The 23,884-nt window shown below is 70.7% G+C and carries 22 protein-coding genes and 1 pseudogene; 10 read left to right on the top strand and 13 right to left on the bottom strand.

The genetic code is table 11. The features are described from left to right. Positions 1-135: 135 nt before the first annotated feature. From AQI70_RS28415 to AQI70_RS28390, 7 genes and pseudogenes are all read right to left on the bottom strand, one after another. Complete coding sequence (locus AQI70_RS28415; protein WP_062155043.1) at positions 136-1,764, bottom strand: dipeptide ABC transporter ATP-binding protein; 1,629 nt, start codon at positions 1,762-1,764, stop codon at positions 136-138. After that, positions 1,761-2,610, bottom strand: a pseudogene (locus AQI70_RS28410) (ABC transporter permease). Before AQI70_RS28410 ends, AQI70_RS28415 begins: the two are co-directional and overlap by 4 nt. Next, positions 2,607-3,659 carry an ABC transporter permease gene (locus AQI70_RS28405; protein ID WP_062155041.1) on the bottom strand — a complete coding sequence of 351 codons (1,053 nt, stop codon included), beginning with the start codon at positions 3,657-3,659 and terminating at the stop codon, positions 2,607-2,609. Before AQI70_RS28405 ends, AQI70_RS28410 begins: the two are co-directional and overlap by 4 nt. Before the next feature lie 32 nt (positions 3,660-3,691). Continuing rightward, complete coding sequence (locus AQI70_RS28400) at positions 3,692-5,419, bottom strand: ABC transporter substrate-binding protein (RefSeq protein WP_062155039.1); 1,728 nt, start codon at positions 5,417-5,419, stop codon at positions 3,692-3,694. A 296-nt stretch (positions 5,420-5,715) separates the two neighbouring features. Further along, entirely contained in the window at positions 5,716-5,808 is a 93-nt protein-coding gene (locus AQI70_RS40815; RefSeq protein ID WP_341845969.1) for an Ms4533A family Cys-rich leader peptide, read from the bottom strand. A gap of 56 nt (positions 5,809-5,864) precedes the next feature. After that, complete coding sequence (locus tag AQI70_RS28395; RefSeq protein WP_062155037.1) at positions 5,865-7,469, bottom strand: DUF3152 domain-containing protein; 1,605 nt, start codon at positions 7,467-7,469, stop codon at positions 5,865-5,867. Positions 7,470-7,477: 8 nt separating this feature from the next. After that, positions 7,478-8,605, bottom strand: coding sequence for an alpha/beta fold hydrolase (locus AQI70_RS28390; RefSeq protein WP_062155036.1), 1,128 nt, complete (start codon positions 8,603-8,605; stop codon positions 7,478-7,480). A 357-nt stretch (positions 8,606-8,962) separates the two neighbouring features. On the opposite strand from AQI70_RS28390, the gene AQI70_RS28385 reads away from it, so the two are divergent. From AQI70_RS28385 to AQI70_RS28370, 4 genes are all read left to right on the top strand, one after another. After that, complete coding sequence (locus AQI70_RS28385) at positions 8,963-9,187, top strand: hypothetical protein (protein WP_062155031.1); 225 nt, start codon at positions 8,963-8,965, stop codon at positions 9,185-9,187. Between the two features lie 252 nt (positions 9,188-9,439). Continuing rightward, complete coding sequence (locus AQI70_RS28380) at positions 9,440-10,081, top strand: TetR/AcrR family transcriptional regulator (protein WP_062155029.1); 642 nt, start codon at positions 9,440-9,442, stop codon at positions 10,079-10,081. 214 nt (positions 10,082-10,295) lie between these two features. After that, on the top strand, positions 10,296-10,523 hold the full coding sequence (locus tag AQI70_RS28375; RefSeq protein ID WP_003998121.1) for a DUF3107 domain-containing protein: 228 nt from the start codon (positions 10,296-10,298) through the stop codon (positions 10,521-10,523). A 208-nt stretch (positions 10,524-10,731) separates the two neighbouring features. Continuing rightward, on the top strand, positions 10,732-11,001 hold the full coding sequence (locus AQI70_RS28370; protein ID WP_003998122.1) for a hypothetical protein: 270 nt from the start codon (positions 10,732-10,734) through the stop codon (positions 10,999-11,001). A 75-nt stretch (positions 11,002-11,076) separates the two neighbouring features. Here the strand turns inward: AQI70_RS28370 and AQI70_RS28365 are convergent, their stop codons facing one another. Next, the gene (locus AQI70_RS28365; protein ID WP_062155028.1) at positions 11,077-11,841 is read right to left on the bottom strand and encodes a ferritin-like fold-containing protein; all 765 of its coding nucleotides are present in this window, start codon (positions 11,839-11,841) and stop codon (positions 11,077-11,079) included. 474 nt (positions 11,842-12,315) lie between these two features. On the opposite strand from AQI70_RS28365, the gene AQI70_RS28360 reads away from it, so the two are divergent. Continuing rightward, on the top strand, positions 12,316-14,901 hold the full coding sequence (locus AQI70_RS28360) for a DEAD/DEAH box helicase (protein ID WP_107117103.1): 2,586 nt from the start codon (positions 12,316-12,318) through the stop codon (positions 14,899-14,901). Positions 14,902-15,033: 132 nt separating this feature from the next. Next, positions 15,034-15,942 (top strand): alpha/beta fold hydrolase, encoded by a 909-nt coding sequence (locus AQI70_RS28355; RefSeq protein ID WP_062155024.1) that lies wholly within the window; start codon positions 15,034-15,036, stop codon positions 15,940-15,942. A gap of 44 nt (positions 15,943-15,986) precedes the next feature. Here the strand turns inward: AQI70_RS28355 and AQI70_RS28350 are convergent, their stop codons facing one another. Continuing rightward, complete coding sequence (locus tag AQI70_RS28350; protein WP_037886749.1) at positions 15,987-16,880, bottom strand: NYN domain-containing protein; 894 nt, start codon at positions 16,878-16,880, stop codon at positions 15,987-15,989. 206 nt (positions 16,881-17,086) lie between these two features. Between AQI70_RS28350 and AQI70_RS38770 the strand changes: the two genes are divergently transcribed. Further along, the gene (locus tag AQI70_RS38770) at positions 17,087-17,239 is read left to right on the top strand and encodes a hypothetical protein (RefSeq protein WP_003998127.1); all 153 of its coding nucleotides are present in this window, start codon (positions 17,087-17,089) and stop codon (positions 17,237-17,239) included. A 75-nt stretch (positions 17,240-17,314) separates the two neighbouring features. Here the strand turns inward: AQI70_RS38770 and AQI70_RS28345 are convergent, their stop codons facing one another. The 3 genes from AQI70_RS28345 to AQI70_RS28335 form a co-directional block, all read right to left on the bottom strand. After that, the gene (locus AQI70_RS28345) at positions 17,315-17,920 is read right to left on the bottom strand and encodes a MarC family protein (RefSeq protein ID WP_062155022.1); all 606 of its coding nucleotides are present in this window, start codon (positions 17,918-17,920) and stop codon (positions 17,315-17,317) included. 163 nt (positions 17,921-18,083) lie between these two features. Beyond that, positions 18,084-18,941, bottom strand: a complete 858-nt coding sequence (locus tag AQI70_RS28340) for a PHP domain-containing protein (protein WP_062155020.1) — start codon at positions 18,939-18,941, stop codon at positions 18,084-18,086. Positions 18,942-19,107: 166 nt separating this feature from the next. Next, positions 19,108-19,749, bottom strand: coding sequence for a DUF6758 family protein (locus AQI70_RS28335; RefSeq protein WP_003998130.1), 642 nt, complete (start codon positions 19,747-19,749; stop codon positions 19,108-19,110). A gap of 124 nt (positions 19,750-19,873) precedes the next feature. Here AQI70_RS28335 and AQI70_RS28330 point away from each other — a divergent pair, with 124 nt between their 5' ends. Next, positions 19,874-21,082, top strand: coding sequence for an MFS transporter (locus AQI70_RS28330; RefSeq protein WP_062155018.1), 1,209 nt, complete (start codon positions 19,874-19,876; stop codon positions 21,080-21,082). A gap of 41 nt (positions 21,083-21,123) precedes the next feature. Here AQI70_RS28330 and AQI70_RS28325 read toward each other — a convergent pair whose 3' ends face one another. Further along, positions 21,124-21,708 (bottom strand): suppressor of fused domain protein, encoded by a 585-nt coding sequence (locus tag AQI70_RS28325; RefSeq protein WP_062155016.1) that lies wholly within the window; start codon positions 21,706-21,708, stop codon positions 21,124-21,126. A gap of 508 nt (positions 21,709-22,216) precedes the next feature. Here AQI70_RS28325 and AQI70_RS28320 point away from each other — a divergent pair. Next, positions 22,217-23,332 (top strand): magnesium and cobalt transport protein CorA, encoded by a 1,116-nt coding sequence (locus tag AQI70_RS28320; RefSeq protein WP_062155014.1) that lies wholly within the window; start codon positions 22,217-22,219, stop codon positions 23,330-23,332. A gap of 32 nt (positions 23,333-23,364) precedes the next feature. Next, complete coding sequence (locus AQI70_RS28315) at positions 23,365-23,877, top strand: hypothetical protein (RefSeq protein WP_062155012.1); 513 nt, start codon at positions 23,365-23,367, stop codon at positions 23,875-23,877. Positions 23,878-23,884 lie beyond the last annotated feature (7 nt).

The raw sequence follows: 23,884 nt of genomic DNA, 5'->3' as shown, positions 1-23,884 counted from the left end.
TGGCGCGACGGACGGTTGTCCATCGCACCACCAAAAGGGGTGAACGGTCGTAACTTTCCCGTGCAGACCGCGTTCCGTCGCGCTAGGAGATCAAGCGCATACGGATCGTCACAGGACACCGGCTCGCACGGTCGGTCACACCGCGGCCAACTCCCGTCGGGCGGCTCGCCGCAGGGCCGCGATCCGCGGGTCGAGTGCCGGTACGGCGGCCAGGAGCTGCTTGGTGTACGGGTCCTGCGGATTGTCGTACACCTCGTCGGCCGGGCCCTGTTCGACGATCCGTCCGCGCCGCATCACCACCACCCGGTCGCTGACCTGCCGCACGACGGCGAGGTCGTGGGCCACGAAGACGAGCGCGAGTCCCAGTTCGCGCTGCAACTCGCCGAGCAGGGCGACCACCTGGGCCTGTGTGGTGACGTCGAGTGCCGAGACGGGCTCGTCGCAGACGATGACGCGCGGGTCGGCGGCGAGCGCCCGGGCGATGCCGATGCGCTGGCGCTGGCCGCCGCTGAACTCGTGCGGGTAGCGGTCGTAGTGCGCCGCGTCGAGTCCCACGCGCTCCAGCAGTTCCCGCACCCGCCCCCGGATGCGCCCCTCGTCCCTCCCTCTGCCACGCGCGCGCAGCGGGTCGGCGATCGACTCGCCCACGCTGCGCCGGGGATTGAGAGAGGAGACGGGGTCCTGGAAGACCATCTGAACGGCCGGATCGACGCCCACGCGCGCGTGCCCCTCGTATCGGACCTCTCCCGCCGTCGGTTCCAGCAGGCCGACCAGCATGCGCCCCAGCGTCGTCTTTCCGCTGCCGCTCTCCCCCACGATCCCGACGGTCTCGCCGCGGTGGATCGTCAGCGACACGTCGTCCACCGCGGTGAACGCGCGCTTCCCGCGCCCGAAGGCACGCCGGAGACCGGTCGCCTCCAGGACGACCTGTGCGGGCCCTTCGGCCGGTTCCTCCGCCGGTTCCTCCGCCGCCTCGGAGGCGGTGCGCGGCGCGTCCACGCGGGGGACGGCGCCGAGCAGTTCGCGCGTGTACGTCTGCGCGGGCGATCCCAGTACGGCGACGACCGGGCCGTGCTCCACCGACCGCCCGTGCCGCATCACGAGCACCTCGTCGACGCTCTCGGCGGCGACGCCGACATCGTGGGTGACGAGGAGAAGCCCCATGCCGGTCTCCTCGCGGAGGGTGTGCAGAAGGTCGAGGAGCTGCGCCTGGACGGTCACGTCGAGCGCGGTCGTCGGTTCGTCGGCGATCAGCAGGTCGGGCTCGCAGGCCAGCGCCATGGCGATGAGGGCACGCTGGCGCATGCCGCCGCTGAACTCGTGGGGGCGCGAGCGGGACCGCCGCGCCGGGTCCGGGATGCCGACCCGGTCCAGCACCTCCACGGCACGCGCGCGTGCCGCTCGGCGCGAGGCACGCGTGTGGACGCGGTACACCTCGGCGATCTGGTCCCCGATCGCGTAGTACGGGTCCAGGGACGACAGCGGGTCCTGGAACACCATCGCGGCCTTCCCGCCGCGCAGCCGCCGCAGCGCCTCCTCCGGCGCCTCCTGTACGTCGACGCCGGCCACCTCGATCGCGCCGCCGACCCGCGCGCCCGTGCCGCGGTGCAGGCCGAGCAGGGCGGCGGCGACGGTGGACTTGCCGGAGCCGGACTCGCCGACGAGGGCGAGGGCGGCGCCCTGCTCCAGACGGAAGGAGAGTCCGTCCACGGCGCGCAGGGGACCGAACTCGACCGTCAGGTCCGTGACGTCGACCAGACTCATGCCAGTACCACCCGTCGGTCGGCCACCGCGTACAGGACGTCCGCGACGGCGTTGGCGAGAACCACGAAGAAGCCGGTCACCAGGACCATGCCGACGACCACCGGCAGATCGACGACCTTGACCGCCTCGACCATCTCCCGGCCGATGCCGGGCAGGCCGAACAGCGTCTCGGTGAGCACGGCTCCGCCGAACAGGACGCCGATGTTGTTGGCGTTCACGGCGATGAGCGGGGCCAGCGCACCGCGCAGGCCGTGCCGCCAGATGATCGCCCGCTCGCCGACGCCGTAGGCCCGGAAGGTGCGGACGCAGCAGCTCCAGTTGCCCGCAGACGACGATCATCAGGACGAGGCCGATGACGAACACGGGCGTGGACATGCCCGCGAGGGTGAACGTGGTCAGCAGCCGCTCGGTGAGCCGGCCGCGCCGCCACACCGACAGCACACCGGTGCCGACGCCGAGGACCAGCCACAGCACCATGGCACCGAGCGCCAGCGAGGCCGTGACCGGAAGCTTCGTCAGGATGAGCCCCGTGACCTGCTGGTCGCTCCGGTACGACAGCCCGAGGCAGGGCGCCGAGCAGTGCTGGACCGAGGTGCCGGTGGAGTAGTCCTGGCCGACGAGGAGGCCCTGGAGGAAGTGCCAGTAGCGGGTGTACAGCGGGTCGTCGAGGTGCAGTTGCCCGGCGACCTGCTGCACCTGGGCCGGCGAGCAGCGCGGACCGCAGGTGATCTGGGCGACGTTGCCGGGGGTGACGTAGAAGACGACGTAGATGATGACCGAGAGGGCGAACAGGGTGACCACTGCGCCGAGAGCGCGGCGCAGTACGAAACCGCCGAGACCGGTCATGACGCCACCCCCTTCGTCTCCCGCCGTGCCTTCCGGCTCGTCTCCCCCTTCGTCTCCGGTTTCGCTTCGCGCCCGCGCCCCGTCCCGATGCGCAGCCGGGAGGCCGCGCGCGGGTCGAGGGCCGTGCGGACGCCGTCGCCGAGCACGGTGAAGGCGAGGACGGTCACGAACAGCGCGCCCGCGGGCAGCAGCAGATACTGCGGTGCCGCCTGGTACCAGACGTCCGCGGAGGTGAGCATCTGCCCCCAGGAGGGCGTCGGCGGCTTCACACCCACGCCGAGGAAGGACAGGGCCGCCTCCACGGTGATGTTCGAGGGGACGAGGATGGCCGCGAACGTGATGACGGGGGCGGCGAGACCCGGGAGCAGTTCGCGGCGGGCGATCCGGACGGTGCTCCAGCCGCTGAGCCGGGCCGCGGCGACATAGTCGAGTTCCTTGAGGGTGAGGGTCTGCGCGCGCACCATCTTGGCGAGCGTGGCCCAGCCGGAGACCAGTCCGACGACCAGCGCGACCAGGACGGGGCGCGGGAAGCTCGTGGGCACGACGGCGAGCAGGGCTAGCGCGACGACCATCAGCGGCATGGCCACGAAGATGTCGGCGATCCGGGTCAGGAGGAGATCCACCCAGCGGTTGCCGAGCCCGGCCGCGACGCCGATGACGACACCCAGCAGGAGCTGGACCACGGTCGCCGCCAGCGCGACACCGAGCGACACGCGCGCGCCATACACGAGCCGTGCGAACAGGTCCCGGCCGGTCTGCGGTTCGACGCCGAGCCAGTGTTCGGCGCTCACTCCGCCGAACGACCCGATGGGCACGCCTCCGCGCGCGGAGTCCACCAGGGACGGGTGGTAGGTGGTCGGGTCCTGGCCCTCGATCGCGGTGAGCAGCGGTGCGGCGAGCGCGACCAGGACGAGCAGCGCGACGACGGCCGCCGCGACGAGGGCGGCGCGCTGCGTCCGCAGCCGCCGCCAGAACTGACGAGCCCCCGACGCCCCCGGGACGGCGGTGTCCGTCCCGGGGGGCTGGGAGGTCAACAAGGCCTCGCTCATGATGACTTGACCAGATCCATTGACCGCATGGACTACTTGACCGCGACCTGGGAAATGTCCAGTACGCCGGTCCAGTCGCTGATCACGACGTTCTTGACGTCCTTGCCGTAGAGCCGCTTGTAGACGGGGTGGAACAGCGGCACGGTCAGCGCCTGCTCGCCGATCTTCTTGTCCAGTGCACCCCAGCGCTTGGCTGCGGCGTCAAGATCGGTCAACTTGTTGATCGCGTCAATCTCGGCATTGACCGACTTGTCGTCGAGCAGGCCCGTGTTGAAGTTCGCGCCGTCCTTGACGATCTGCCGGCCGTCGAAGATCGGGACGAGGAAGGGGCCGCCGGAGGGCCAGTCGGCACCCCAGTGGGCGAGGAAGAAACCGGGCTCGGTCTTCACGTTGTGGATCTTGTCGGAGTAGTCGTTCTCCTCCAGTCCCTGCAGCCTGACCGTGATGCCGGCCTTCTTCAGCGCGTCCTGGATCGCGGTGGCGATCTCGGGGCTGGTCTCGAAGTCCTTGGCGTTGGAGTGGGTCAGCGTGACGGTCAGGCCGTTCGCGTGACCGGCCTCCTTCAGCAGTTCCCTGGCCTTCGCCGCGTTGCCGGACTCGCCCGCCGGGAAGTGGTCGTAGGGGGTGTGGCCGAAGGACTTCTGGTTCGGCAGGAAGGTGGTGGCGGGCTCGGCCAGCGCGGAACCGCCGGCCGCGTTGATCACGGAGGACCGGTCGATCGCGTAGGCGATCGCCTGCCTCACCTTGACGTTGTCGAACGGCTTGATCGTCGGGTTGAACGCGATGTAGTTGGTGTAGCCGAAGTGCCCGGTGCCGACACGCGAAGCAAGTTCCTTGTCGCCCGTCACCTTGGCGAGCTCGGCCGGGCCGAGATTGGTGTCCGTGGTGACCGCGGCCGCGTCCGCACCCTGAGACGCGGACAGCCGCTGGTTGATCACGGACGAGTCGAGCCCCGACCGCACGTCGATCTTGTCCGGGTAGGCCTTGCGCTCGGCGTCCGTCGAGGCCGACCAGTAGGTGTTGCGCTCCAGGACGAGCCGCTCGCCGTCGTTCTCGTTCCTGACGACCTTGTACGGCCCGGACGAGATCGGGTGCTCCTCGTACTTCGTACCGGTGTCCTTGTCCTTCGGTACGGGTGCGAACTGCGTCTGGGTCGCCAGGTACGGGAACTCGCCCTCGGGCTTGGCGAGATGGAAGACGATGGTCCGCGCGTCCGGCGTCTCGATCGAGTCCAGCCCGCCCTTGTCGCCCCTGTCCTTGTACGGCCCCTCGTAGTCGGCCCCGCCGACCAGCCAGTCCCTCAAGTAGGGAGCGCCTCCGGAGAGTTCGGGGGCGAAGGAGCGCTCGATGCCGTACTTGATGTCGGCCGAGGTGATCGGGGTGCCGTCCTCGTACTTGAGTCCCTCCTTGAGGGTGTACGTCCAGACGGTGGCGTCCTTGTTCGGGCGCCCGGTGTCGGTGGCGAGGTCGGGGACGACCTTGGCGCCGGCCTCCCCGTTCTCGCGGTTGCGGGTGGTGAGCGTGCGGAAGACGAGGGAGGGCACGTTGCCGCCGCCGGAGGTGTACAGGCGGGCCGGATCGAAGTCCTGCTGCGGGTTGGCGTTCAGGACCGTGAGCGTGCCGCCCTTGTGGGGCGTGGAGTCGCCGCCGGCGCCGTTGGCATCGTTGTCCTCGGGCCCGCAGGCGGCGGCGCCCGCTGCCACGACCAGGCTGACGGATGCCGCGGCCACGCGGCGCGCTATGACGGACGGTTGACGCATCGGAGACGACCTCTCGGATTGATGAGTCCCGCGCTGATGGGCCGAGCATCGACGGACCGGCATCGACGGACAGGACAATCGATGGACCGGACAATCGATGGACCGACCATCAATGACCCGGCATCGATGGTTCTCGAATGGCGAGACGGATTGACGAGGAGTGAGACGAAGAAGTGCAGACGTCTGCCCCGGCGCCAGGTCGTCGGAAGCCCGTGAACCGGCCGCGGGTCCGAAAACCCGTCAGCGACTCGCAGGAGAGGAAAGCGATCGCGACACCAACACCATGGGGCGGGCGTCTAGCGACAGTGAATGTCGGCCAGGCACAGGGCGGTCACACCGATGAGCGCCAGCTCGATGGCGGCGCGAGAAGAGGTGTGACGGGTCGACATGTACAGAAATATGTACGAACTCACTGCACATGTCAATGTGACATGTGAGTCACCCGTCAACTCCCGGGATACGGCCAGGGGTTGGCCCGGCAGCGGATCCCGTCGTGGTCGAGGAACTTGGTCTGCTGCTGCATGACCGGGGCGAGATCGCCGTCCTTGTCGCAGGTGACGTGGCTGAAGCCGAGCCGGTGGCCGACCTCGTGGTTGATCAGCATCTCCCGGTAGGCATGGATTCGATCACCGTATGTCTTCGAGCCCTGAGCCCATCTGTACGCATTGATCATCACGCGCTCGGTGGCGGCCGAGTCGCACGACACGTTGTCCTCGGTCGTGTCGAGCCCGGACTTGGCGCACCAGACGGCGGTGGTGCCGGGGCTGGCCAGCGTGATCACGAAGCGGGGCTTGCCGGAGTAGATGCGCTCGAAGGTACGGGCGCCGTTGTGGGACCAACTCCGGTCGTCGTTGAGCGTCTTGTGCACGGCCTCGGCGAAGAGTTCGCCGTCGAGGCCGAGCCCCTGCTCCACGTCCACGCGGTAGGTGAACTTCTGCCCCGTGCCGGGCGCCCTGTCGATGCCCGGGATCGCGTCGAACTGCCCCGAGCCCTTGAGCGTGGCGCTGAGCGCGTACTTCTCGCCCATCTTCTGGTCGTACGTCAACGGCGCCATGCTCGGCGAACCGGAGGGCGCCGGCCGCCCGTCCCCGCGCGAGGCGGAGTCACGGGCGTCCCGCGCCTCATCGGCGGCGGACTGCGACTGTACGTCGTTGTCGTCCCGCCCCTGCGTGACCTCACCGGCGACGACGACGGCCAGTACGGTGACGACGGCGGCGGCCGCGATGCCGGTGAAGGTCCGGCTCTTGGTCCCCTTCGTGGAGGCGGGCTCCCCGGTCGGCGGGGCGTCGTCGTCGAGGTCGGTGCCGTTCGGGACGCCGATGCCGGGTCCGGTGTTCCAGTCGGTGACGGAGGCGTACGGGTCGGCGGGGTGGGCGGCATCGGACGTACGGGACGCGAAGACGTCGACGTCCCCCTCGAAGGCGTCGAGGTAATCCTGCCGGGGCCCCTCGGCCGGCGATGCCCGCCGGGGCCGCGGCACGGGAGCGCCGGGGACGGGCGGAGCGCCGGCCGCCGCGGAAGCGCCGTACGCGACCCCGGTCCGCCCCCTCAGCTGGCCCCAGCCGCCACCGCGTTCGCGCTGCTCGGGGTGACCGCTGCGGACCTGGGGGGTGCCGTGGGCGGGGGTGCCGTCGGAGAAGCGGGGGGTGCCGTGGGCGGGCGTACCGTCGGCGAAACGGGGAACGCCATGGGCGGGAGTCCCGTCGGCGAAACGGGGCACGCCATGCGCAGGAGTCCCGTCCGGCAGCCGCGGAACGCCCTGTGCAGGCGTCCCGTCGGGCAGTCTCGGTGCCCCCTGCACGGGCGGCGGACCCGGCACCCGGCGACCGCCAGTCCCGACGGACCCGACGGACTGCGGCCAGCCGCTCTGCCCCGCTCCCGGAGCCGCGCCCGGTCGTGCACCCGGGGCCGTACCAGGTCCCGCGCCCGGCACTGACGGCCCCCGCTGGGCCGCACCCGTCTCCGGCGGTGCCCCCCGAGCCCCCTGTCGTGCGGTTGTCTCCGTGGCGTCGCGCTTGGCGGCGAGCCCGCGGCGGCTGTGGCGTCCCACGTCGCGCCTCAGCTCCCCGGGGTCTCGGTCATGGCCTGATCCTCGCCCGCGTCGGCTCTCCCGGCCCCGGCCCCGGCCCCAACCTCACCCACACTCCGGCTCAAGGCCCCGGCCACGTCCACACTCCGACTCACGGCCCCGGCCACCTTCCGGTTCACCGCCGCGCCGTCCACGGCCGGCGACTCCCCCTTGTCCACGAGGAATTCGCAGAACGCCCGGGCGACCACCTCCGGGTACTCCATCATCGCCACGTGCCCGGCCTCCGGCAGGCTCAGCAGACGGGAGTCACGGAAGCTGCGCGCGGCCTTCTGGCACATGCGGTAGCCCACGAGCTGGTCCCGGCCCCCGTAGATGAGCAGTGTCGGCGCGAGCACCCGCTCGGCCTGGCGCCACAGCGCGTGCTGGCCGCCCAGCGTGTACGCGTTGACCAGCCCGCGCGCGGAACGCGTCATCGCGTCCCAGGAGTACGGCAGTTGCAGCCGTCGTTCCATCTCCTCGACGGCGTTGCGGAACCCTTCCGGCGTCACCCGCCCGGGATCGCCGTAGCACAGGTGCATGACACCACGGACCCGCTGCTCAGCCGTCCACTGCCGGGTGAGCCGGGTGAAGAGCGCGGTCACTCCGGGTACCGCGAGCAGCGCCGTGGGCACGGCTGTGCGCTGGACGCGGATCTCGGGCAGGGCGGGCGACACGAGGGTGAGCGTACGGACCAGGTCGGGCCGTACGGCGGCGACGCGCGTGCTGACCGCGCCGCCGAGCGAGTTGCCGAAGAGGTGTACGGGGCCTCGTCCGGACGCGTCGAGATAGCGGATCACCGCGCGTGCGTGCGCGGTGATCGAGTAGTCGCCGTCGTCCGGTGGCGGCGAGTCGCCGAAGCCCGGCAGGTCGAGGGCCTCGCCGTCGACATCGCCCTCCAGCTGCTGCATCAGCGCCGACCAGTTCAGCGAGGAACCGCCGAGGCCATGGACGTACAGCGCGGGCGGCAGCCCCTCGCGCGCTGGTGGCCTCGACCGCACCGTCAGCGTGATCCCCGGCAGCCCGACCGACCGGAGCCGCTCGCCCTCCGCGACCCGGACGGCCGACACCTTGGGAAGCACATTGGCGGCCGGCACGGACGGGAGTTCGGTCGAAGACATGCGGCAATGTTACGAGACGATCACGCCGTGGTTCATGTGTTCGCAGTCACAAGTCGACGGGTACATGGCACCCGTCCCGGCGGGGAACCGGCCATACGCGTCGCCCTCAGCAAACCCGCCGGACAGCGCACCCGAAACACGCTCGAAGCACGCCCCAAGCACATCCGACGCACATCCGAAGCAACGCCCGAAGCCACGCCCGAAGCCACGCCCGAATCGCCCGCAGACCCCCCGCACATCGCATAGCGTCCGGAACCGGTGTCTCCTAGGCTCGTACGCAGGGCACCCGCAAATGGACCCCTGCTTCACCCAGGGACGTTGTGCCCCCACGGGGACGTTCTAGGAAGGGAGCCCGCCATGGCCGTCGATCCCACCGACCCCGAGACGTTCGTGAACGACGACACCGAGGAAGTCCAGGAGTTCGACGTCGAGGCCCCGACGGCCGACGCGGCCGAGCAGCACGCCGACGTCCGCCCCGACCGCGACGATCCCCTGACCGGGGTGGACCCGGACCGTGCCAACGAAGCCGATCTGGTCGAACAGACGCGCGTCGTCTCCATCGACGAGGACGACTACCGGTGACGCACCGGTGACGAGACCGACGCGAGGGGCCACGGAGCGCCGACGAAGGTGCGGCCGCGGCCGAAAGCGAGTGCTGCCCCAGCAGGAAAGAGACCGTTTTCTGCCCGGTCCGCCCGGTTTTCAAACCTTCTGCGCGACTTTCGCCACCGTCCGGTCCGTGAAATTCTGCGCTCGCACCGCGCACACCAGGGTTACCGAAAAGTACGATGGCGGCGCGGCGCACACCGCATATGGACGACTTTGGGAGGCGGCGTGACAGCCATCGAGCAGACAGAGGCGGCACGCCCGCGGGGCACTCGCCTGCCGCGCCGAGCCCGACGGAACCAGTTGCTGGGCGCAGCCCAGGAGGTTTTCGTCGCGCAGGGCTATCACGCTGCCGCGATGGACGACATCGCCGAGCGCGCCGGCGTCAGCAAGCCGGTGCTCTACCAGCACTTCCCGGGCAAGCTCGACCTCTACCTCGCCCTGCTGGACCAGCACTGCGAGTCCCTGATCCAGGCCGTACGGAACGCGCTTGCGTCGACGACCGACAACAAGCAGCGCGTACGGGCGACGATGGACGCGTACTTCGCCTACGTGGAGGATGACGGCGGCGCCTTCCGCCTGGTCTTCGAGTCGGACCTGACGAACGAGCCGGCCGTGCGCGACCGCGTCGACAAGGTCACGAACGACTGCGCCGAGGCGATCTGCGACGTCATCGCCGAGGACACCGGCCTCTCGCGCGCGGAGTCGATGCTCCTCGCCTCCGGCCTCGGCGGCCTCGCCCAGGTGGTGGCCCGTTCCTGGCTGCACAGCGACCGCAGCGTTCCGCGCGACCAGGCGGTGCAGCTGCTGACGTCCCTGGCATGGCGGGGCATCGCGGGCTTCCCGCTGCACGGCACGGAGCACCACTGACCGACGCCTGACCGCACGCGCGCGTGGGGCGCTGTCCCGCCCACGCGCGCGTGGGTGCGTTTGTTCCCGTCCACTGTTCCGGTCCGCTTGTTCCCCTCCGCTGTTCGCTCCTGGCGTTCTTGGGCAGAGCGTGTACGTCCCCTCACCGGGCTAATGTGTGCTGGGTACGGCGCGGTAGGCCGCGCACTTCACTGACCGTCGGAGGGACATAGCCGTGGAGGTCAAGATCGGCGTGCAGCACGCGCCCCGCGAGATCGTTCTGGAGAGCGGTCAGAGTGCCGAGGAGGTCGAGCGGGCGGTGTCCGAGGCACTGGCCGGGAAGTCACAGCTGCTGACCCTCGTGGACGAGCACGGCCGCAAGGTCCTGGTCCCGGCCGAGCGTCTGGCGTATGTGGAGCTCGGTGAGCCGGCTCCGCGCAAGGTGGGCTTCGGCGCGCTGTAGGAAGGCGTCGGCAGACAGGCAGTAAGGAGGGCCCGGCGACCACGGTCGCCGGGCCCTCCTTTTCGCGCAGTGACCTTTTCCTCCGGGATGGGCCTTCTCCACGGATGGAGCACAGGTCGATCACAGGGGAGGATTGCATTCCGCAGGTCAGGGGTATGACGGGCTACGACTGTTTCGAGCAGGCCGGCCATGTGGGAGGGACCCCAACATGCTCTTGGAAGCGCTCAGCTCCGCGATCCTCGGCCTGGCCCTGGCATGGGCGGTTGCCCACCGCCTGCCGCACCGGCTGCCGACGCGCTCCCTGGTCCTGCCGACGGGTGTCGCCGGTGCCCTCTTCGGCGCCTTCATCACGCACACCGCGCTGGACTTCGGCAACCTCTTCCTGATCCTCATCGGCGCGGCGACCGTCTCCGCCGCCTCCCTCTCCCTGCTGGTACGCCCCGCGGGAAGACTCCGCCGGCACTCGGCGACCGCGTGAACCCCGAGGACCGGCCGCCTGACGAATGACGCCGTCGGTCCGGGGGCCGCGGCCCCCGGTGCTGGTCGGGCGGGCTTACGCCGCGAGCCCCAGCGCGGCCATCCGCTTCGTGTGCGCCTCCGTGATCCGCGAGAACATCTTGCCGACCTCCGCGAGATCGAACCCGTCCGCAACGCCACCCACCAGCATCGTGGACAGCGCGTCCCGGTCGGCGACCACCCGCTGGGACTGGGACAGCGCCTCGCCCATCAAACGCCGCGCCCACAGTGCCAGTCGCCCGCCCACACGCGGATCGGCATCGATCGCCGCCCGTACCTTCTCGACGGCGAACGACGCGTGCCCGGTGTCGTCGAGTACGGCCAGCACCAGACCACGGGTGTCCGAGTCGAGCCGAGCGGCGACCTCCCGGTAGAAGTCACTGGCGATCGAATCCCCGACGTACGCCTTGACCAGCCCTTCCAGCCAGTCCGAGGGCGCCGTCTGCTTGTGGAAGCCGTCCAGCGCGGCGACGAACGGCTCCATGGCCTGGGTCGGCTCGGCACCGATCTCGGTGAGCCGGTCGCGCAGCTTCTCGTAGTGGTGGAACTCGGCCGACGCCATCTTGGCCAGCTCCGCCTTGTCCGCCAGCGTCGGCGCCAGCTTGGCGTCCTCCGCCAGCCGCTCGAACGCCGCCAGCTCCCCGTAGGCCAGCGCGCCGAGCAGGTCCACGACCGCGGCCCGGTACTGCGGATCGGCGGAGGCCTGGGCCCAGTCCTGGGCGGCGACCCCGGTGTGTTCGACGGTGGAGTCAGCGGTGTCAGAGGCGTCAGGGGTGTTGTCAGGCGTCGTCATGAAGCGCACAATAGCCCGCTCACCGTGTCACGGAAGTCCCTGGTCAATCACTGTGACGCCGACTACGTGACCAATTCGGCCATCGCATGTGCGCGTTTCCGGGGTATGGTGGTAATGCGCCCGCTGAGTACTCAGACGTATCTCGACGGGCCGCACGTTATGAGGATGCCCGGTCGGTGGCCCGATCGGCTCCGACCCGACAGCCCTCCCCGGCCGTACGGCACTGTGCGTACGACGACCGGAGGGACACCCTCAGCGGTACGAGCGCTAGAGCGTCGGCAGTGGTCCCGTGCCTTACGGCCCGACCGTATGGCAGCCGACGTCCCCCGGCACGGTCCGTCAAAGACCCCCGCGCTCGCCTCGCACCGCGCACACAGAAGAGGCAGCACCCTGACTACGACTTTTCGAGAGCTCGGAATCCTTCCCGAGACCGCCGAGGCCCTGGAAGCCGTCGGCATCACCACTCCCTTCCCCATCCAGGAGATGACCCTCCCCGTCGCCCTCTCCGGCACGGACGTCATCGGCCAGGCCAAGACCGGCACCGGAAAGACGCTGGGCTTCGGCCTCCCGCTCCTTGAGCGCGTCACCGTCCCCGCCGACGTGGAGGCCGGGCGCGCCAAGCCCGAGGCGCTCACCGACGCCCCGCAGGCACTCGTGGTCGTCCCCACCCGCGAGCTGTGCACCCAGGTCACCAACGACCTGCTGACCGCGGGCAAGGTGCGCAACGTACGCGTCCTCGCCATCTACGGCGGCCGGGCCTACGAGCCCCAGGTCGAGGCCCTGAAGAAGGGCGTCGACGTGATCGTCGGCACCCCGGGCCGACTGCTGGACCTCGCCGGCCAGAAGAAGCTCAACCTCAAGCACATCAAGGCGCTCGTCCTCGACGAGGCCGACGAGATGCTCGACCTGGGCTTCCTGCCCGACGTCGAGAAGATCATCAACATGCTGCCGGCACGCCGCCAGACCATGCTGTTCTCGGCGACCATGCCGGGCGCGGTCATCGGCCTCGCGCGCCGCTACATGTCGCAGCCCACCCACATCCGCGCCACGGCGCCGGACGACGAGGGCGCGACGGTCGCGAACACCGCGCAGTTCGTCTACCGGGCGCACAACATGGACAAGCCCGAGATGGTCGCGCGCATACTGCAGGCCGACGGCCGGGGACTGGCCATGGTCTTCTGCCGTACGAAGCGCACGGCGGCCGACCTCGCCGACCAGCTCCAGCAGCGTGGTTTCGCCGCCGGCGCGGTCCACGGCGACCTCGGCCAGGGCGCCCGCGAGCAGGCGCTGCGCGCCTTCCGCAACGGCAAGGTGGACGTCCTCGTCTGCACCGACGTCGCCGCGCGCGGTATCGACGTCGAGGGCGTGACGCACGTCATCAACTACCAGTCGCCGGAAGAGGAGAAGACGTACCTGCACCGCATCGGCCGCACCGGCCGCGCGGGCGCCAAGGGCATCGCGATCACCCTCGTCGACTGGGACGACATCCCGCGCTGGCAACTGATCAACAAAGCGCTGGAGCTGAACTTCAACGACCCGCCGGAGACGTACTCCACGTCCCCGCACCTCTTCGAGGAACTGAACATCCCCGCGGGCACGAAGGGTGTCCTGCCCCGCTCGGAGCGCACGCGCGCCGGGCTGGCGGCGGAGGAGGTCGAGGACCTCGGCGAGACCGGCGGACGCGGTGGGCGCGGTCGCGGTGGCCGAGGCGGCCGGGACGAGTCCCGCGACGCGCCCTCGTCCGACCGTGAGCGCCCGGCCCGTACGCCGCGTCGCCGCCGCCGTACGCGCGGCGGGGCACCGCTGGACGCGACGCCGGCGCCCGCCGCCGGTTCCGCGACGCCGGAGGACACCGCCGAGGCCACTACGGCGGAGTCGGTCACCGCATCTCGCACCCCGCGCCGCCGTCGCCGCACGCGCGGCGGGGCGTCGGCTGAACCGGCCCCGGCCGTGACGGCCACGTCCTCCTCCGCACCCGAGCCCGTGGACGCCGCGGAGGCGGCCCTCACCACGGCGGAGGGCCCGTCCCTGGACACCGCCGAGGAGGCGTCGGCCAAGCCGCGCCGCCGCCGGACGCGCAAGTCGGCGGAGGCGGAGGCGACTTCGGCCGAGGCCGTGACGGCGCCCGAGGCGGAGGCCGTGACGGCTCCGGAGGCCGGGCAGGTCACGGAGGGCGCCAAGGTCGCGGAGGCGGTGCAGGCGTCCGAGGCCGCTACGGCTCCGCAGGCCGCCGCCCCCGAGGAGGCTGCCGCCACCAAGCCGCGCCGCCGCACCCGCAAGGCGACGACCACGGCGGAGGCCGCCGTTGAGACGGCTGAGGGCGTCACCGAGGCCGCACCGGAGACCCCGGAGGCGACCGAGGCCAAGCCCAGGACGCGCCGTACCCGTAAGGCGACGGCCGCCGCCGAAGCCGCCGTGGACACGGCCGAGGCCACCGAGGCCAAGCCCAAGACGCGCCGTACCCGCAAGACCGCGGCGACGACCGTGGCCGCCGAGACCGCCGACATCCCGGCCCAGACGGCCCCGGAGCCGGAGGCTGCCGAGGCCAAGCCCAAGGCACGCCGCACTCGCAAGACCGCGGCCGCCGCGGAGGCCGCCGTCGACACGGCCGAGGGCACGGAAGCCAAGCCGCGCCGTACGCGCAAGGCAGCCGCGACCGTGACGGAGCCGGAGGCCGCCGAGGCCAAGCCCCGCCGGACGCGCAAGGCGACGGCCGCCGCTGAGGCTTCCGCCGACACGGCCGAGGCCACCGAGGCCAAGCCCAAGACGCGCCGCACCCGCAAGGCGACGGCCACCGCCGAAGCCGCCGTCGACACGGCCGAGGCCACCGAGGCCAAGCCCAAGGCACGCCGCACCCGCAAGACCGCGGCGAGCACCTTGGCCACCGAGACCGCCGACATCCCGGCCCAGGCCACACGGGAGCCGGAGGCCACGGAGACGCCCGCACCGCGCCGCCGTACCCGCAAGGCCGCGGCGACCGTGGAAGCCGCCGACGGTACGGCCGAGGCGAAGCCCAGGGTTCGCCGTACCCGCAAGGTGACGGCCGCCGCGGAGCCCGCGGAGAGCTGATCCCCCGTACGACGGCCCGGTCCCACCTCGCGTGGGGCCGGGCCGTCGGCGTTGCACCGGTGGCATCGGCAGGCCGGTTCCGGGCCGCTACTCGGCAGTCCCCGCCGCGCGCCCACCCGATACCCTCCACCCGTGACCACCCAACCCGCCTTCACGCCTCCCCCCAACGCCCGCGCCTACCCCCTCCACACCTCCCGCGGCACGTTCGCCGTCGTCGACTCCCCCGCCGCCCCCGGCGTGGCGCCCCGAGGTACCGCCCTGCTGCTGCCCGGATTCACCGGCAGCAAGGAGGACTTCACCCTCATGCACGAGCCGCTCGCGGCGCGCGGCTACCGCACGGTCGCCGTCGACGGACGCGGACAGCACGAGTCCGACGGCCCCGAGCACGACGAATCGGCGTATGCCCAGGGTGAGTTGGCCCGTGACGTCCTGGCCCAGGCAGCAGCCCTCGGCGCTCCCCTGCACCTCCTCGGTCACTCCCTCGGCGGCCAGATCGCCCGTGCGGCCGTGATCCTCGACCCCTCCCCGTTCCGCTCCCTCACGCTCATGGCGTCGGGCCCCGCCCAGATCTCCGACTCCCAGCAGCAGCGCGTGAAACTGCTGCGGGACGCGCTCGCGGTGATGAACATGGCCGAGACCTGGGAGGCCATCCTCGCCATGGGGCCGCCCGAGGAGGTCGGCGGGCCGGCGCGCGGCATCGGCGGTCCGGAGCTGCTGCGCCGCCGTTGGCTCGCCACGAAGCCCGCGCAACTTCTCGCGACGGGGCGTCAGTTGTGCACGGAGCCGGACCGCGTCGACGAGCTCGCCGCCGTATCCCTGCCGTTCCACGTCCTGTCCGGCGCCAGCGACGACACCTGGCCGGTCCCGGTCCTCGACGACATGGCCGTACAGCTGAACGCCCGCCGGACGGTCATCCCCGGCGCCGAGCACTCCCCCAACGCCGACCAGCCGCTGCACACCGCCCAGGCGTGCGCCGACTTCTGGGACAGCGTCGACGGCGCCGACGACCCGGGCCCGGCAGACAACCAGCACTGCCGCTAGTACTGCCGCTAGTACTGCCGCTAGTACTGCCGCTAGTACTGCCGCTAATACTGCGCCTGCAGGTGCTCCCAGAACCCGTCGCGCAGCGCCCGACGCAGATCCGCCTGCCCGCGCAGCGAGTACTGCAGCAGCCCCTCCGCCTCCACGAGCAGGTCCTGGTCCACCGACCCGGGCAGATACGGATGGCCGGGCAGCAGCTCCACGAGCGACTCCCGCCCCCGCGCCACGAGCCACTTCGCCGCGATCTGTGCCCCGACGAAGCGGACGTCCTCCCGCGTCGGCCGAGCCCCCGCCGCCTCGTACGCGGCGGCCGTGCGCCGGGAGACGTACGGCTTGAAGAAGTCGAGGTCGAAGGTGCGCTGGCTGTCGACCTCCCAGAGCAGGGGCTCGGCCTGGTTGCGGCCTTCCGGTGCCTCGATGCCCCACAGGTGCACCCGCGCCCCGTAGCCCTGCGCCGCCTCGACCGCCGACACCAGGTCCTCGTCCCCGCCGAGCAGGGCCGCGTCGCTGATGGCGCGGTGTCTGGCCAGGGACTCCAGGTCGGTCCTGATCAGTGAGTCGACGCCCTTTTGCTGGTTGTTGGCGTTGAGGTTGCCCAGCCGTACCTTCACGTCGGGGAGTTCGGCGATCGACTGCTGTTCCGCGGTGTGGATGCGGCGCCGGGCGCCGTCGTACCAGTAGACCCGCAGCAGCCTGCTGTCCGCGAAGATCGTGCGGGCCCGGTCGATGAGTGCCTCGATGAGCCCCTCGGCGTCCAGATCGAAGGCCCGGCGGTCCTCCGTCCCGGCGACCAGCCGTCCCGCGGCGGCGTACAGATAGCCCGCGTCGACGAAGATCGCATGGGTCGAGGGCGTCTTCGCCACCTCGGCGAGCATGCGTTGCAGCAGCTCGTTGGTGTGGTCGATGCGGGCGGCGAGCGCCGCGAGGTCGTCGTTCATCGCCTCCATTGTCCCGGCGGTCACGTTGCGAACACAACCGGTCCCAGTCAGTCCCACCTTGATCACTCACCGACCACTTACCGGTCAGTAGTTAGACGTTCGAAAAATTTCTTTAGCGTAGGGAATGTTTGTAACACGCAGACCGTTGCATACGTGTGTAACGCAGTAGTTCTCCTCAGGAGGATGACCAGACGAAGGGAGAAGCAGTGCGCTTCGAGATCATGCGACTCGACGAGGTCGACGGGACCCCCGTGGACAGCACCGTCGTGGACGCGGCCTCCGTCAACCGGATCGTTCAGCAGGCCGCGGCTATCGGCCAGCGACTTTGGATCCGCCCGACCGAACCCACGGCCTCGTAATAATTATTGAAGCTTCAGGGCCCCGTACGGCTACGACGCCGTACGGGGCCCTTGTGCATGCGAGGGGAGGCGGCCTCAGCTCCCCTGGATCACCTGGGTCACCCCGTTGATGATCTGCTGCACCGCGATCGCCGACAGCATCATGCCCGCGAGCCGCGTCACCAGGACCACGCCGCCGTCCTTGATGACCCTGATGATCAGCAGCGAGTACCGCATCACGAGCCACAGGACGACATGGATGGCGAGGATCGCCGACCACACCGACACCTGCGTGCTGACGCTGTCGGCCTTCTGCACGGCGAGGATGACCGACACGATCGCACCCGGCCCGGCCAGCAGCGGCATGCCCAGCGGGACGAGGGCGACGTTGACGTCCTTGGTCTGCTTCGGCTCGTCCGTCTTGCCGGTGAGCAGGTCGAGTGCGATCAGCAGGAGCAGCAGCCCGCCCGCGATCATCAGCGCGGGGACGGAGACGTGCAGGTAGTTGAGGATCTGGTGGCCGAGGAGCCCGAACACCGTGATCACCCCGCCCGCCACACAGACGGCCTGCAAGGCCATCCGCCGCTGCACCTTGGCCGGGCGGCCGGCGGTGAGCGCGAGGAAGATCGGGGTGATCCCGGGGGGATCCATGATGACGAAGAGGGTCAGGAAGAGGGAGCCGAAGACGGCGAGGTCGAACATGCGAAAGAGGCCTTGCGAGGTGAGTGATACGCGCGGTGGGCAGGCGGGGCCGGGTTACTGCCGCTGCGCCGCTACCGCTGTGGGCAGACGTTCCGCAGGGCGGAACGGTTGGGCACAGCCGACAGCGCCGGGTGCCTCTGAACGGACGTGAAAGGTGACCGGCCTAGACCCCGCCGGTCCCCGGGACGGGAAACGCGCCGGTCGCGCGCCGCGTGATCTCGCCGTACACCTCGGGGTCCGTCGTGTACTCGCCGAGCACGCATGTCTTGCGGCTGCCGTGGTAGTCGCTGGACCCGGTCGTCAGCAGCCCGAGTTCCTTCGCGAGGCCGCGCAGCCTCGCACGCGTGTCGGGATCGTGGTCCATGTGGTCGACCTCGATGCCGTCGAGCCCGGCCGCGGCCATCTCCGCGATCGCGGACTCCGGTACGGTACGGCCCCGTTTGCTGGCGGCGGGGTGCGCGAAGACGGCGACGCCGCCCGCGGCCTTGATCAGCCGGATCGCCTCGAACGGGTCGGTCTCGTGCTTCTCCACGAAGGCCCGGCCGCCGTCGGCCAGCCAGTCCTGGGTGAAGGCGTCGCCCACGGTCGGGACGACACCGAGCTCGACCAGCGCGGTGGCGACATGCGGCCGGCCGACCGATCCGTCACCCGCGATCCGCGACACCTGCTCCCAGGTGACCGGCACACCCAGCTCGTTGAGCTTGGCGACCATGCCCTGAGCCCGGGGCACCCGGTCGTCGCGCACCAGCTCGCGCTCGGCGAGCAGCGCCGGCTCCTCGGGGTCGAAGAGGTAGGCCAGCATGTGCATGCTGATGCCGTCGATACGACAGGACAGCTCGGCGCCGGTGACGAGGGTGAGCCCCCGCGGCAGCGCGGCGATCGCCTCGGTGTGGCCGCGGGTGGTGTCGTGGTCGGTGAGCGCCACGACGTCCAGTCCGGCCGCGGCGGCGTGCCGCACCAGGTCGGCCGGGGTGTCCGTACCGTCGGAAGCGGTGGAGTGGGTGTGCAGATCGATGCGCACGACGCGGACTCCAGACGGCGACGGGACGGAAGGGGACGCTCAAGGATAACCGGATTTTCAACAGCCCCTGTCGCACCCGCAGCCGCACAGCACCCCCTACACAGCGGGCCCCCTACACAGCGGCCCCTACACAGCCGACACCCCCGCACAGCCCCTCAGCCGGCTCCTAGGGTTCGAGCAGGCGCGGCGACAGTGCCCCGCAAGGCACCAGCTCCACCTCCGCCCCCGCGTCCCGCAGATCCGTCAGCACCAGCTCGTCGTACATCAACAACCCCGACTGCTCCGGCCAGATGACCGCCCACAGCCACATCCCGAGCGCCTCCCCCGCGAAGACGGCGCGGTCGTCCGGGGTGCGGTAGACATGCCACAACGGGGTCGGGCGTCCGGCGGCGAGAACCTTGGTCTGGGGTGGCTTCTCGACGTTCATGTACGGCCCCGGGTCCGGGCCGTCGATGCCCGCGTAGCGCGCGCCGAGGCCGACGCCGAGCTCCTCGGCGACCAGGATCAGCTCGCCCATGCCACCGAGCGGGCCGGGTCCGGAGCAGGCCACGGCGCTCGCACGGCCGCCGCTGCGGTCGTCTCCCGCGCTGGCCACGCCCGTGAACAGCCAGCCGATCGGCAGCGGCCACGGCATCCACACCGGCACCTGCGTGCGATGCACGACGACACTGAGGGCCTCGACGCTGGGCGGGATCACGGGCTGCACCGGATGCACGGTGCCGTGCACATCGCACTGCCAGGTGTCGGCGAAGAGTCCGGGAGCCCTGACCCGGCCACCACACTTCGGGCAACTGGGTTCGCCCCTCATAGGGCTCCACGGTCCTACCCCTTGTGCGTCACGTCAAGGACGATCACCCGTCCGGGCGGAACCGGTTCACCAAGGAGGCCGGATGACCTTTGCATCGTTAACATGCCTAACTTAATATGTGTATATGCCATCTATCTCTCTGCGCCAGCCGACGGCCGTATGGGCGACCGCCGGCGCATCCGTCGTCGCCTTCATGGGCATCGGCCTCGTCGACCCGATCCTGCCGTCCATCGCCGGCGGTCTGAACGCCACGGCCGGCCAGGTATCCCTGCTCTTCACCTCGTACTTCCTCATCACCGCCGTGGCGATGCTGGTCACCGGCTTCGTCTCCAGCCGTATCGGCGGCCGTAGGACCCTGCTGCTCGGCCTCGCGTTCGTGGTCGTCTTCGCGGGACTCGCGGGCACGTCAGGATCGGTCGGCGAACTGGTCGGGTACCGGGCGGGCTGGGGGCTCGGCAACGCCCTGTTCGTCTCCACCGCCCTCGCCGTCATCGTCGGCGCGGCGGCCGGCGGCAGCGCGGCGGCGATCCTGCTGTACGAGTCCGCCCTCGGCCTCGGCATGGCGTGCGGGCCGCTGCTGGGCGCGCTGCTCGGGGACGCCAGCTGGCGCTACCCGTTCTTCGGTACGGCCCTGCTGATGGCGGTGGGCTTCCTGTGCATCGCGGCGTTCCTGAAGGAGCAGCCGAAGCCGGCCCGCAGGACCTCGCTCACGGATCCGATCAGGGCGCTCGGCCACGGCGGCCTCGCGTCCGCGGCGGTCTCGGCGTTCTTCTACAACTACACGTTCTTCACCGTGCTGGCCTTCACGCCGTTCGTGCTGGACATGAGCCCGTACCGGTCGGGGGCGGTGTTCTTCGCCTGGGGCGTGCTGCTCGCCGTGTTCTCGGTGGTCGTGGCGCCGCGCCTGCAGGAGCGGTTCGGATCGCTGCGGGTGCTCGGCGGCTCGCTGGTGCTGCTCGCCGTGGACGTGCTCGTCCTCGGCTACGGCGACCATGCCACCGCCGTCGTCTGCACGGTCCTGTCCGGTGCGTTCATCGGCGTGAACAACACCGTCTACACGGAGCTGGCCCTCGGCGTCTCCGACGCGCCGCGCCCCGTCGCGAGCGCCGGCTACAACTTCGTGCGCTGGTTCGCGGCGGCAGCCGCGCCCTACTTCGCGCCGCGGATCGAGGAGTGGACCGGCAGCATCCGCATCCCGTTCGTCGTGGCGGCGGTCACGGCCGTGGCCGGCGCGCTCGTGGCCGTCGTACGGCGCAAGGCGCTCACGCACGACGCGGAGGAGCTGGAGACGAAGCACGCGACGGAGGACAGCGTCGCCGTGTTCGCCAACTGACGCTTTTCGGCCACCCGTTGGTGAGGTTCCTCACGCCCCGGTCACTCCAGCGGGACGGACCTGCGGGCGGGATCCCGCAGGTCCGTCCCGCTCGTCAGCCAGCGCTCCTGGAGGGCCTGGGCGCCGTGCACGCGCTTCCAGGCGGCCTCGTTCGGGGTCATGGGCAGCAGCGGCAGGAAGTGCACGGGGCCGGCGGGCGCGTCGAGCTCCAGGTCCTCGACCAGGCCGCCCGGCTCGGCGACCAGGACCGAGGTGAAGGGTGCGCCGGGCCACAGCGGTTCACCGACGTCCAAAGAGGCGCCCGGCGCCACGATCACGCCCTCCACCTGCGGGGACGCGGCGAGCACGGCGAGCGGGCGGAGCACCTTGTCGGTGTCGGCGACCCCGGAACGGACCGAGAGGATCAGCTCGGCGCGGGGGCCCTTGACCGGGTCGGCGACCATCGCGGTGGGGTCGTTCATGGGCTGCGCGGACATGCCGAGGGTGGCGTAGCGGACGATGTCGCCCTCCTGGAAACGGAGCACCTCGATGCGGTCCGTACCGAGGAAGGTGACCGCCGCGCGCGCGTCCGGTTCGCCCAGCGCGGTGCGCAACCGGGCCTCGACCAGAGGAAGAACATCAGCCATGCGGCGAGCATAGAACTCGTCAGTACCGGGCAAAGCAGCGCCTTGACACTTCAGTCGGCTGATACTCTTGCCCGGTGTTCGGGGCAGCACGCAGAAGCGTCGCGATCGAGTCCCGACGCCGGATTGCGACTCCCCTACGGGGAACCCCGAACGGGGTATGGAACGTCCCTCACGAGGGACCGGCCGGAGGAGGTGGGGCTGTCATGGATCGAAGTCGACCGTGCAGTACCACTCGCTCTTCCCGCCACTGATGTAGCTGATTCGGCTGTTCCGCTCCGGCTGACCGCCGCCCTTTCACGCTTGCGTCCTTCCACGGAAGAGCACTTCGTTTCGCTTTGCCTGATCGGCCTGATCTACACCAGCAACGAAGCCCACCACCGCGACGGTGCGGTGCTCCCCGCTTTGTGGACGTGCCAAACATCCTGAGGCCAGGACGTCCCCATTCCGGGCAGTTCCACCCGTGCCGCGGCCCTCCACGCTTCGTTGCCCGTTGCGAAGGAGCCTGCTCATGTCGATGATCCGCGACCTGCGTGCCGTGGTCCGCCCGTCCCGCGTCTCGCTGCGCAAGGACAACGGCGCGTACGACACCACCCGTGACCCCGCGACGCCCTCCGCCGTCGTCGACTGCGGCGTCTACCGCGACGGCGCCCGGGTCGAGAGCCCCGAGCCCCTCACCCCGCACGAGGCGATGCGCCAGGTGCGGCGCGACGGAGGCTTCGTGTGGATCGGGCTGCACGAGCCGACCGAGGCCGAATTCGCCGGTATCGCCGGCGAGTTCGGGCTGCACCCGCTGGCCGTCGAGGACGCGGTGCAGGCCCACCAGCGGCCCAAGCTGGAGCGCTACGACGACTCGCTCTTCACCGTCTTCAAGACCATCCACTACGTCGAGCACGACGAACTCACCGCCAACAGCGAGGTCGTGGAGACCGGCGAGGTCATGTGCTTCACCGGCCGGGACTTCTTCATCACCGTCCGGCACGGCGGCCAGGGCTCCCTGCGGGCCCTGCGGCACCGCCTCCAGGACGACCCCGAGCTGCTCGCCAAGGGTCCGTCAGCCGTGCTGCACGCGATCGCCGACCATGTCGTCGACGGGTACCTCGCGGTCGCCGACGCGGTGCAGGACGACATCGACGAGGTGGAGACCGAGGTCTTCTCACCGGGGCGCAAGGGCTCGCCGCGCGGTACGGACGCGGGGCGGATCTACCAGCTCAAGCGTGAGGTGCTGGAGTTCAAGCGGGCGGTCGCGCCGCTGCTGCGGCCCATGCAGCTGCTCAGCGAGCGGCCGATGCGGCTGATCGACCCGGACATCCAGAAGTACTTCCGGGACGTGGCCGACCACGTGGCCCGCGTGCACGAGCAGGTCGTCGGCTTCGACGAGCTCCTGAACTCCATCCTCCAGGCCAACCTCGCGCAGGCGTCCGTGGCGCAGAACGAGGACATGCGGAAGATCACGTCGTGGGCCGCGATCATCGCCGTACCGACGATGGTGTGCGGTGTGTACGGCATGAACTTCGACTACATGCCGGAGACGCACTGGAAGTACGGCTATCCGGTGGTCATGAGCATCACGGTGGCCATCTGTCTGGGCATCCACCGCACGCTGAAGCGGAACGGATGGCTCTGACCGGGCCGGGCACCGCTGGATAGTCTTGGGCCATGACAAGCGAGCTGCTCGACCAGGCCCTCGTCGAGGAGGCCACGAAGAAGTCCGGCCTCATCTGGGTCAAGGGGCCCGGTGTCCCGGCGCGGACGCTGTGGCACGTGTGGCACGACGGTGCGGCGTGTGTCGTCGGCGACGGTCCGGGCGAGCAGCCGCTGCCGGGGCTGGCCGACGGGGCCGTGGCCGAGGTGACGGTCCGCAGCAAGGACAAGGGCGGCCGACTGGTCTCGTGGGCGGCGAAGGTCGTGGAGCTGGCGCCGGGGACCGAGCAGTGGGAGGCCACGGTCGCCGAGCTCAAGGGCAAGCGCCTGAACGCCCCGGACGGCGAGGCGATGCCGCAGCGGTGGGCGCGGGAATGCCGGGTGCTCCGCCTGGAGCCGACGGGCACGACGACGCCCTTGCCGGACGGCTCGCTGGCCGAGGCGCCGCTGCCGACTTCGGCGACGACTCGGCAGCCGATCCCCGCGGGGCTGCCGCGGCTGCTGCTGAAGCGGCGTAAGCGGAAGTAGGTTCCTT

This window comes from Streptomyces curacoi, from assembly GCF_001513975.1.
Lineage (GTDB): Bacteria > Actinomycetota > Actinomycetes > Streptomycetales > Streptomycetaceae > Streptomyces > Streptomyces curacoi.
Note: the sequence above shows the minus strand (reverse complement) of the source record. Positions and strands in the feature narration are given on the sequence as shown.

Excerpts from the sequence above, each read along its gene's own strand:
- AQI70_RS28360 (WP_107117103.1), top strand. The coding sequence starts at position 12,316 with ATGACCCTCCCCGTCGCCCTCTCCGGCACGGACGTCATCGGCCAGGCC.
- AQI70_RS40815 (WP_341845969.1), bottom strand. The coding sequence starts at position 5,808 with ATGTCGACCCGTCACACCTCTTCTCGCGCCGCCATCGAGCTGGCGCTC.
- AQI70_RS28350 (WP_037886749.1), bottom strand. The coding sequence starts at position 16,880 with ATGAACGACGACCTCGCGGCGCTCGCCGCCCGCATCGACCACACCAAC.
- AQI70_RS28400 (WP_062155039.1), bottom strand. The coding sequence starts at position 5,419 with ATGCGTCAACCGTCCGTCATAGCGCGCCGCGTGGCCGCGGCATCCGTC.
- AQI70_RS28405 (WP_062155041.1), bottom strand. The coding sequence starts at position 3,659 with ATGAGCGAGGCCTTGTTGACCTCCCAGCCCCCCGGGACGGACACCGCC.
- AQI70_RS28370 (WP_003998122.1), top strand. The coding sequence starts at position 10,732 with ATGCTCTTGGAAGCGCTCAGCTCCGCGATCCTCGGCCTGGCCCTGGCA.
- AQI70_RS28315 (WP_062155012.1), top strand. The coding sequence starts at position 23,365 with ATGACAAGCGAGCTGCTCGACCAGGCCCTCGTCGAGGAGGCCACGAAG.
- AQI70_RS28330 (WP_062155018.1), top strand. The coding sequence starts at position 19,874 with ATGCCATCTATCTCTCTGCGCCAGCCGACGGCCGTATGGGCGACCGCC.
- AQI70_RS28320 (WP_062155014.1), top strand. The coding sequence starts at position 22,217 with ATGTCGATGATCCGCGACCTGCGTGCCGTGGTCCGCCCGTCCCGCGTC.
- AQI70_RS28345 (WP_062155022.1), bottom strand. The coding sequence starts at position 17,920 with ATGTTCGACCTCGCCGTCTTCGGCTCCCTCTTCCTGACCCTCTTCGTC.
- AQI70_RS28415 (WP_062155043.1), bottom strand. The coding sequence starts at position 1,764 with ATGAGTCTGGTCGACGTCACGGACCTGACGGTCGAGTTCGGTCCCCTG.
- AQI70_RS28390 (WP_062155036.1), bottom strand. The coding sequence starts at position 8,605 with ATGTCTTCGACCGAACTCCCGTCCGTGCCGGCCGCCAATGTGCTTCCC.
- AQI70_RS28325 (WP_062155016.1), bottom strand. The coding sequence starts at position 21,708 with ATGGCTGATGTTCTTCCTCTGGTCGAGGCCCGGTTGCGCACCGCGCTG.
- AQI70_RS28385 (WP_062155031.1), top strand. The coding sequence starts at position 8,963 with ATGGCCGTCGATCCCACCGACCCCGAGACGTTCGTGAACGACGACACC.
- AQI70_RS28335 (WP_003998130.1), bottom strand. The coding sequence starts at position 19,749 with ATGAGGGGCGAACCCAGTTGCCCGAAGTGTGGTGGCCGGGTCAGGGCT.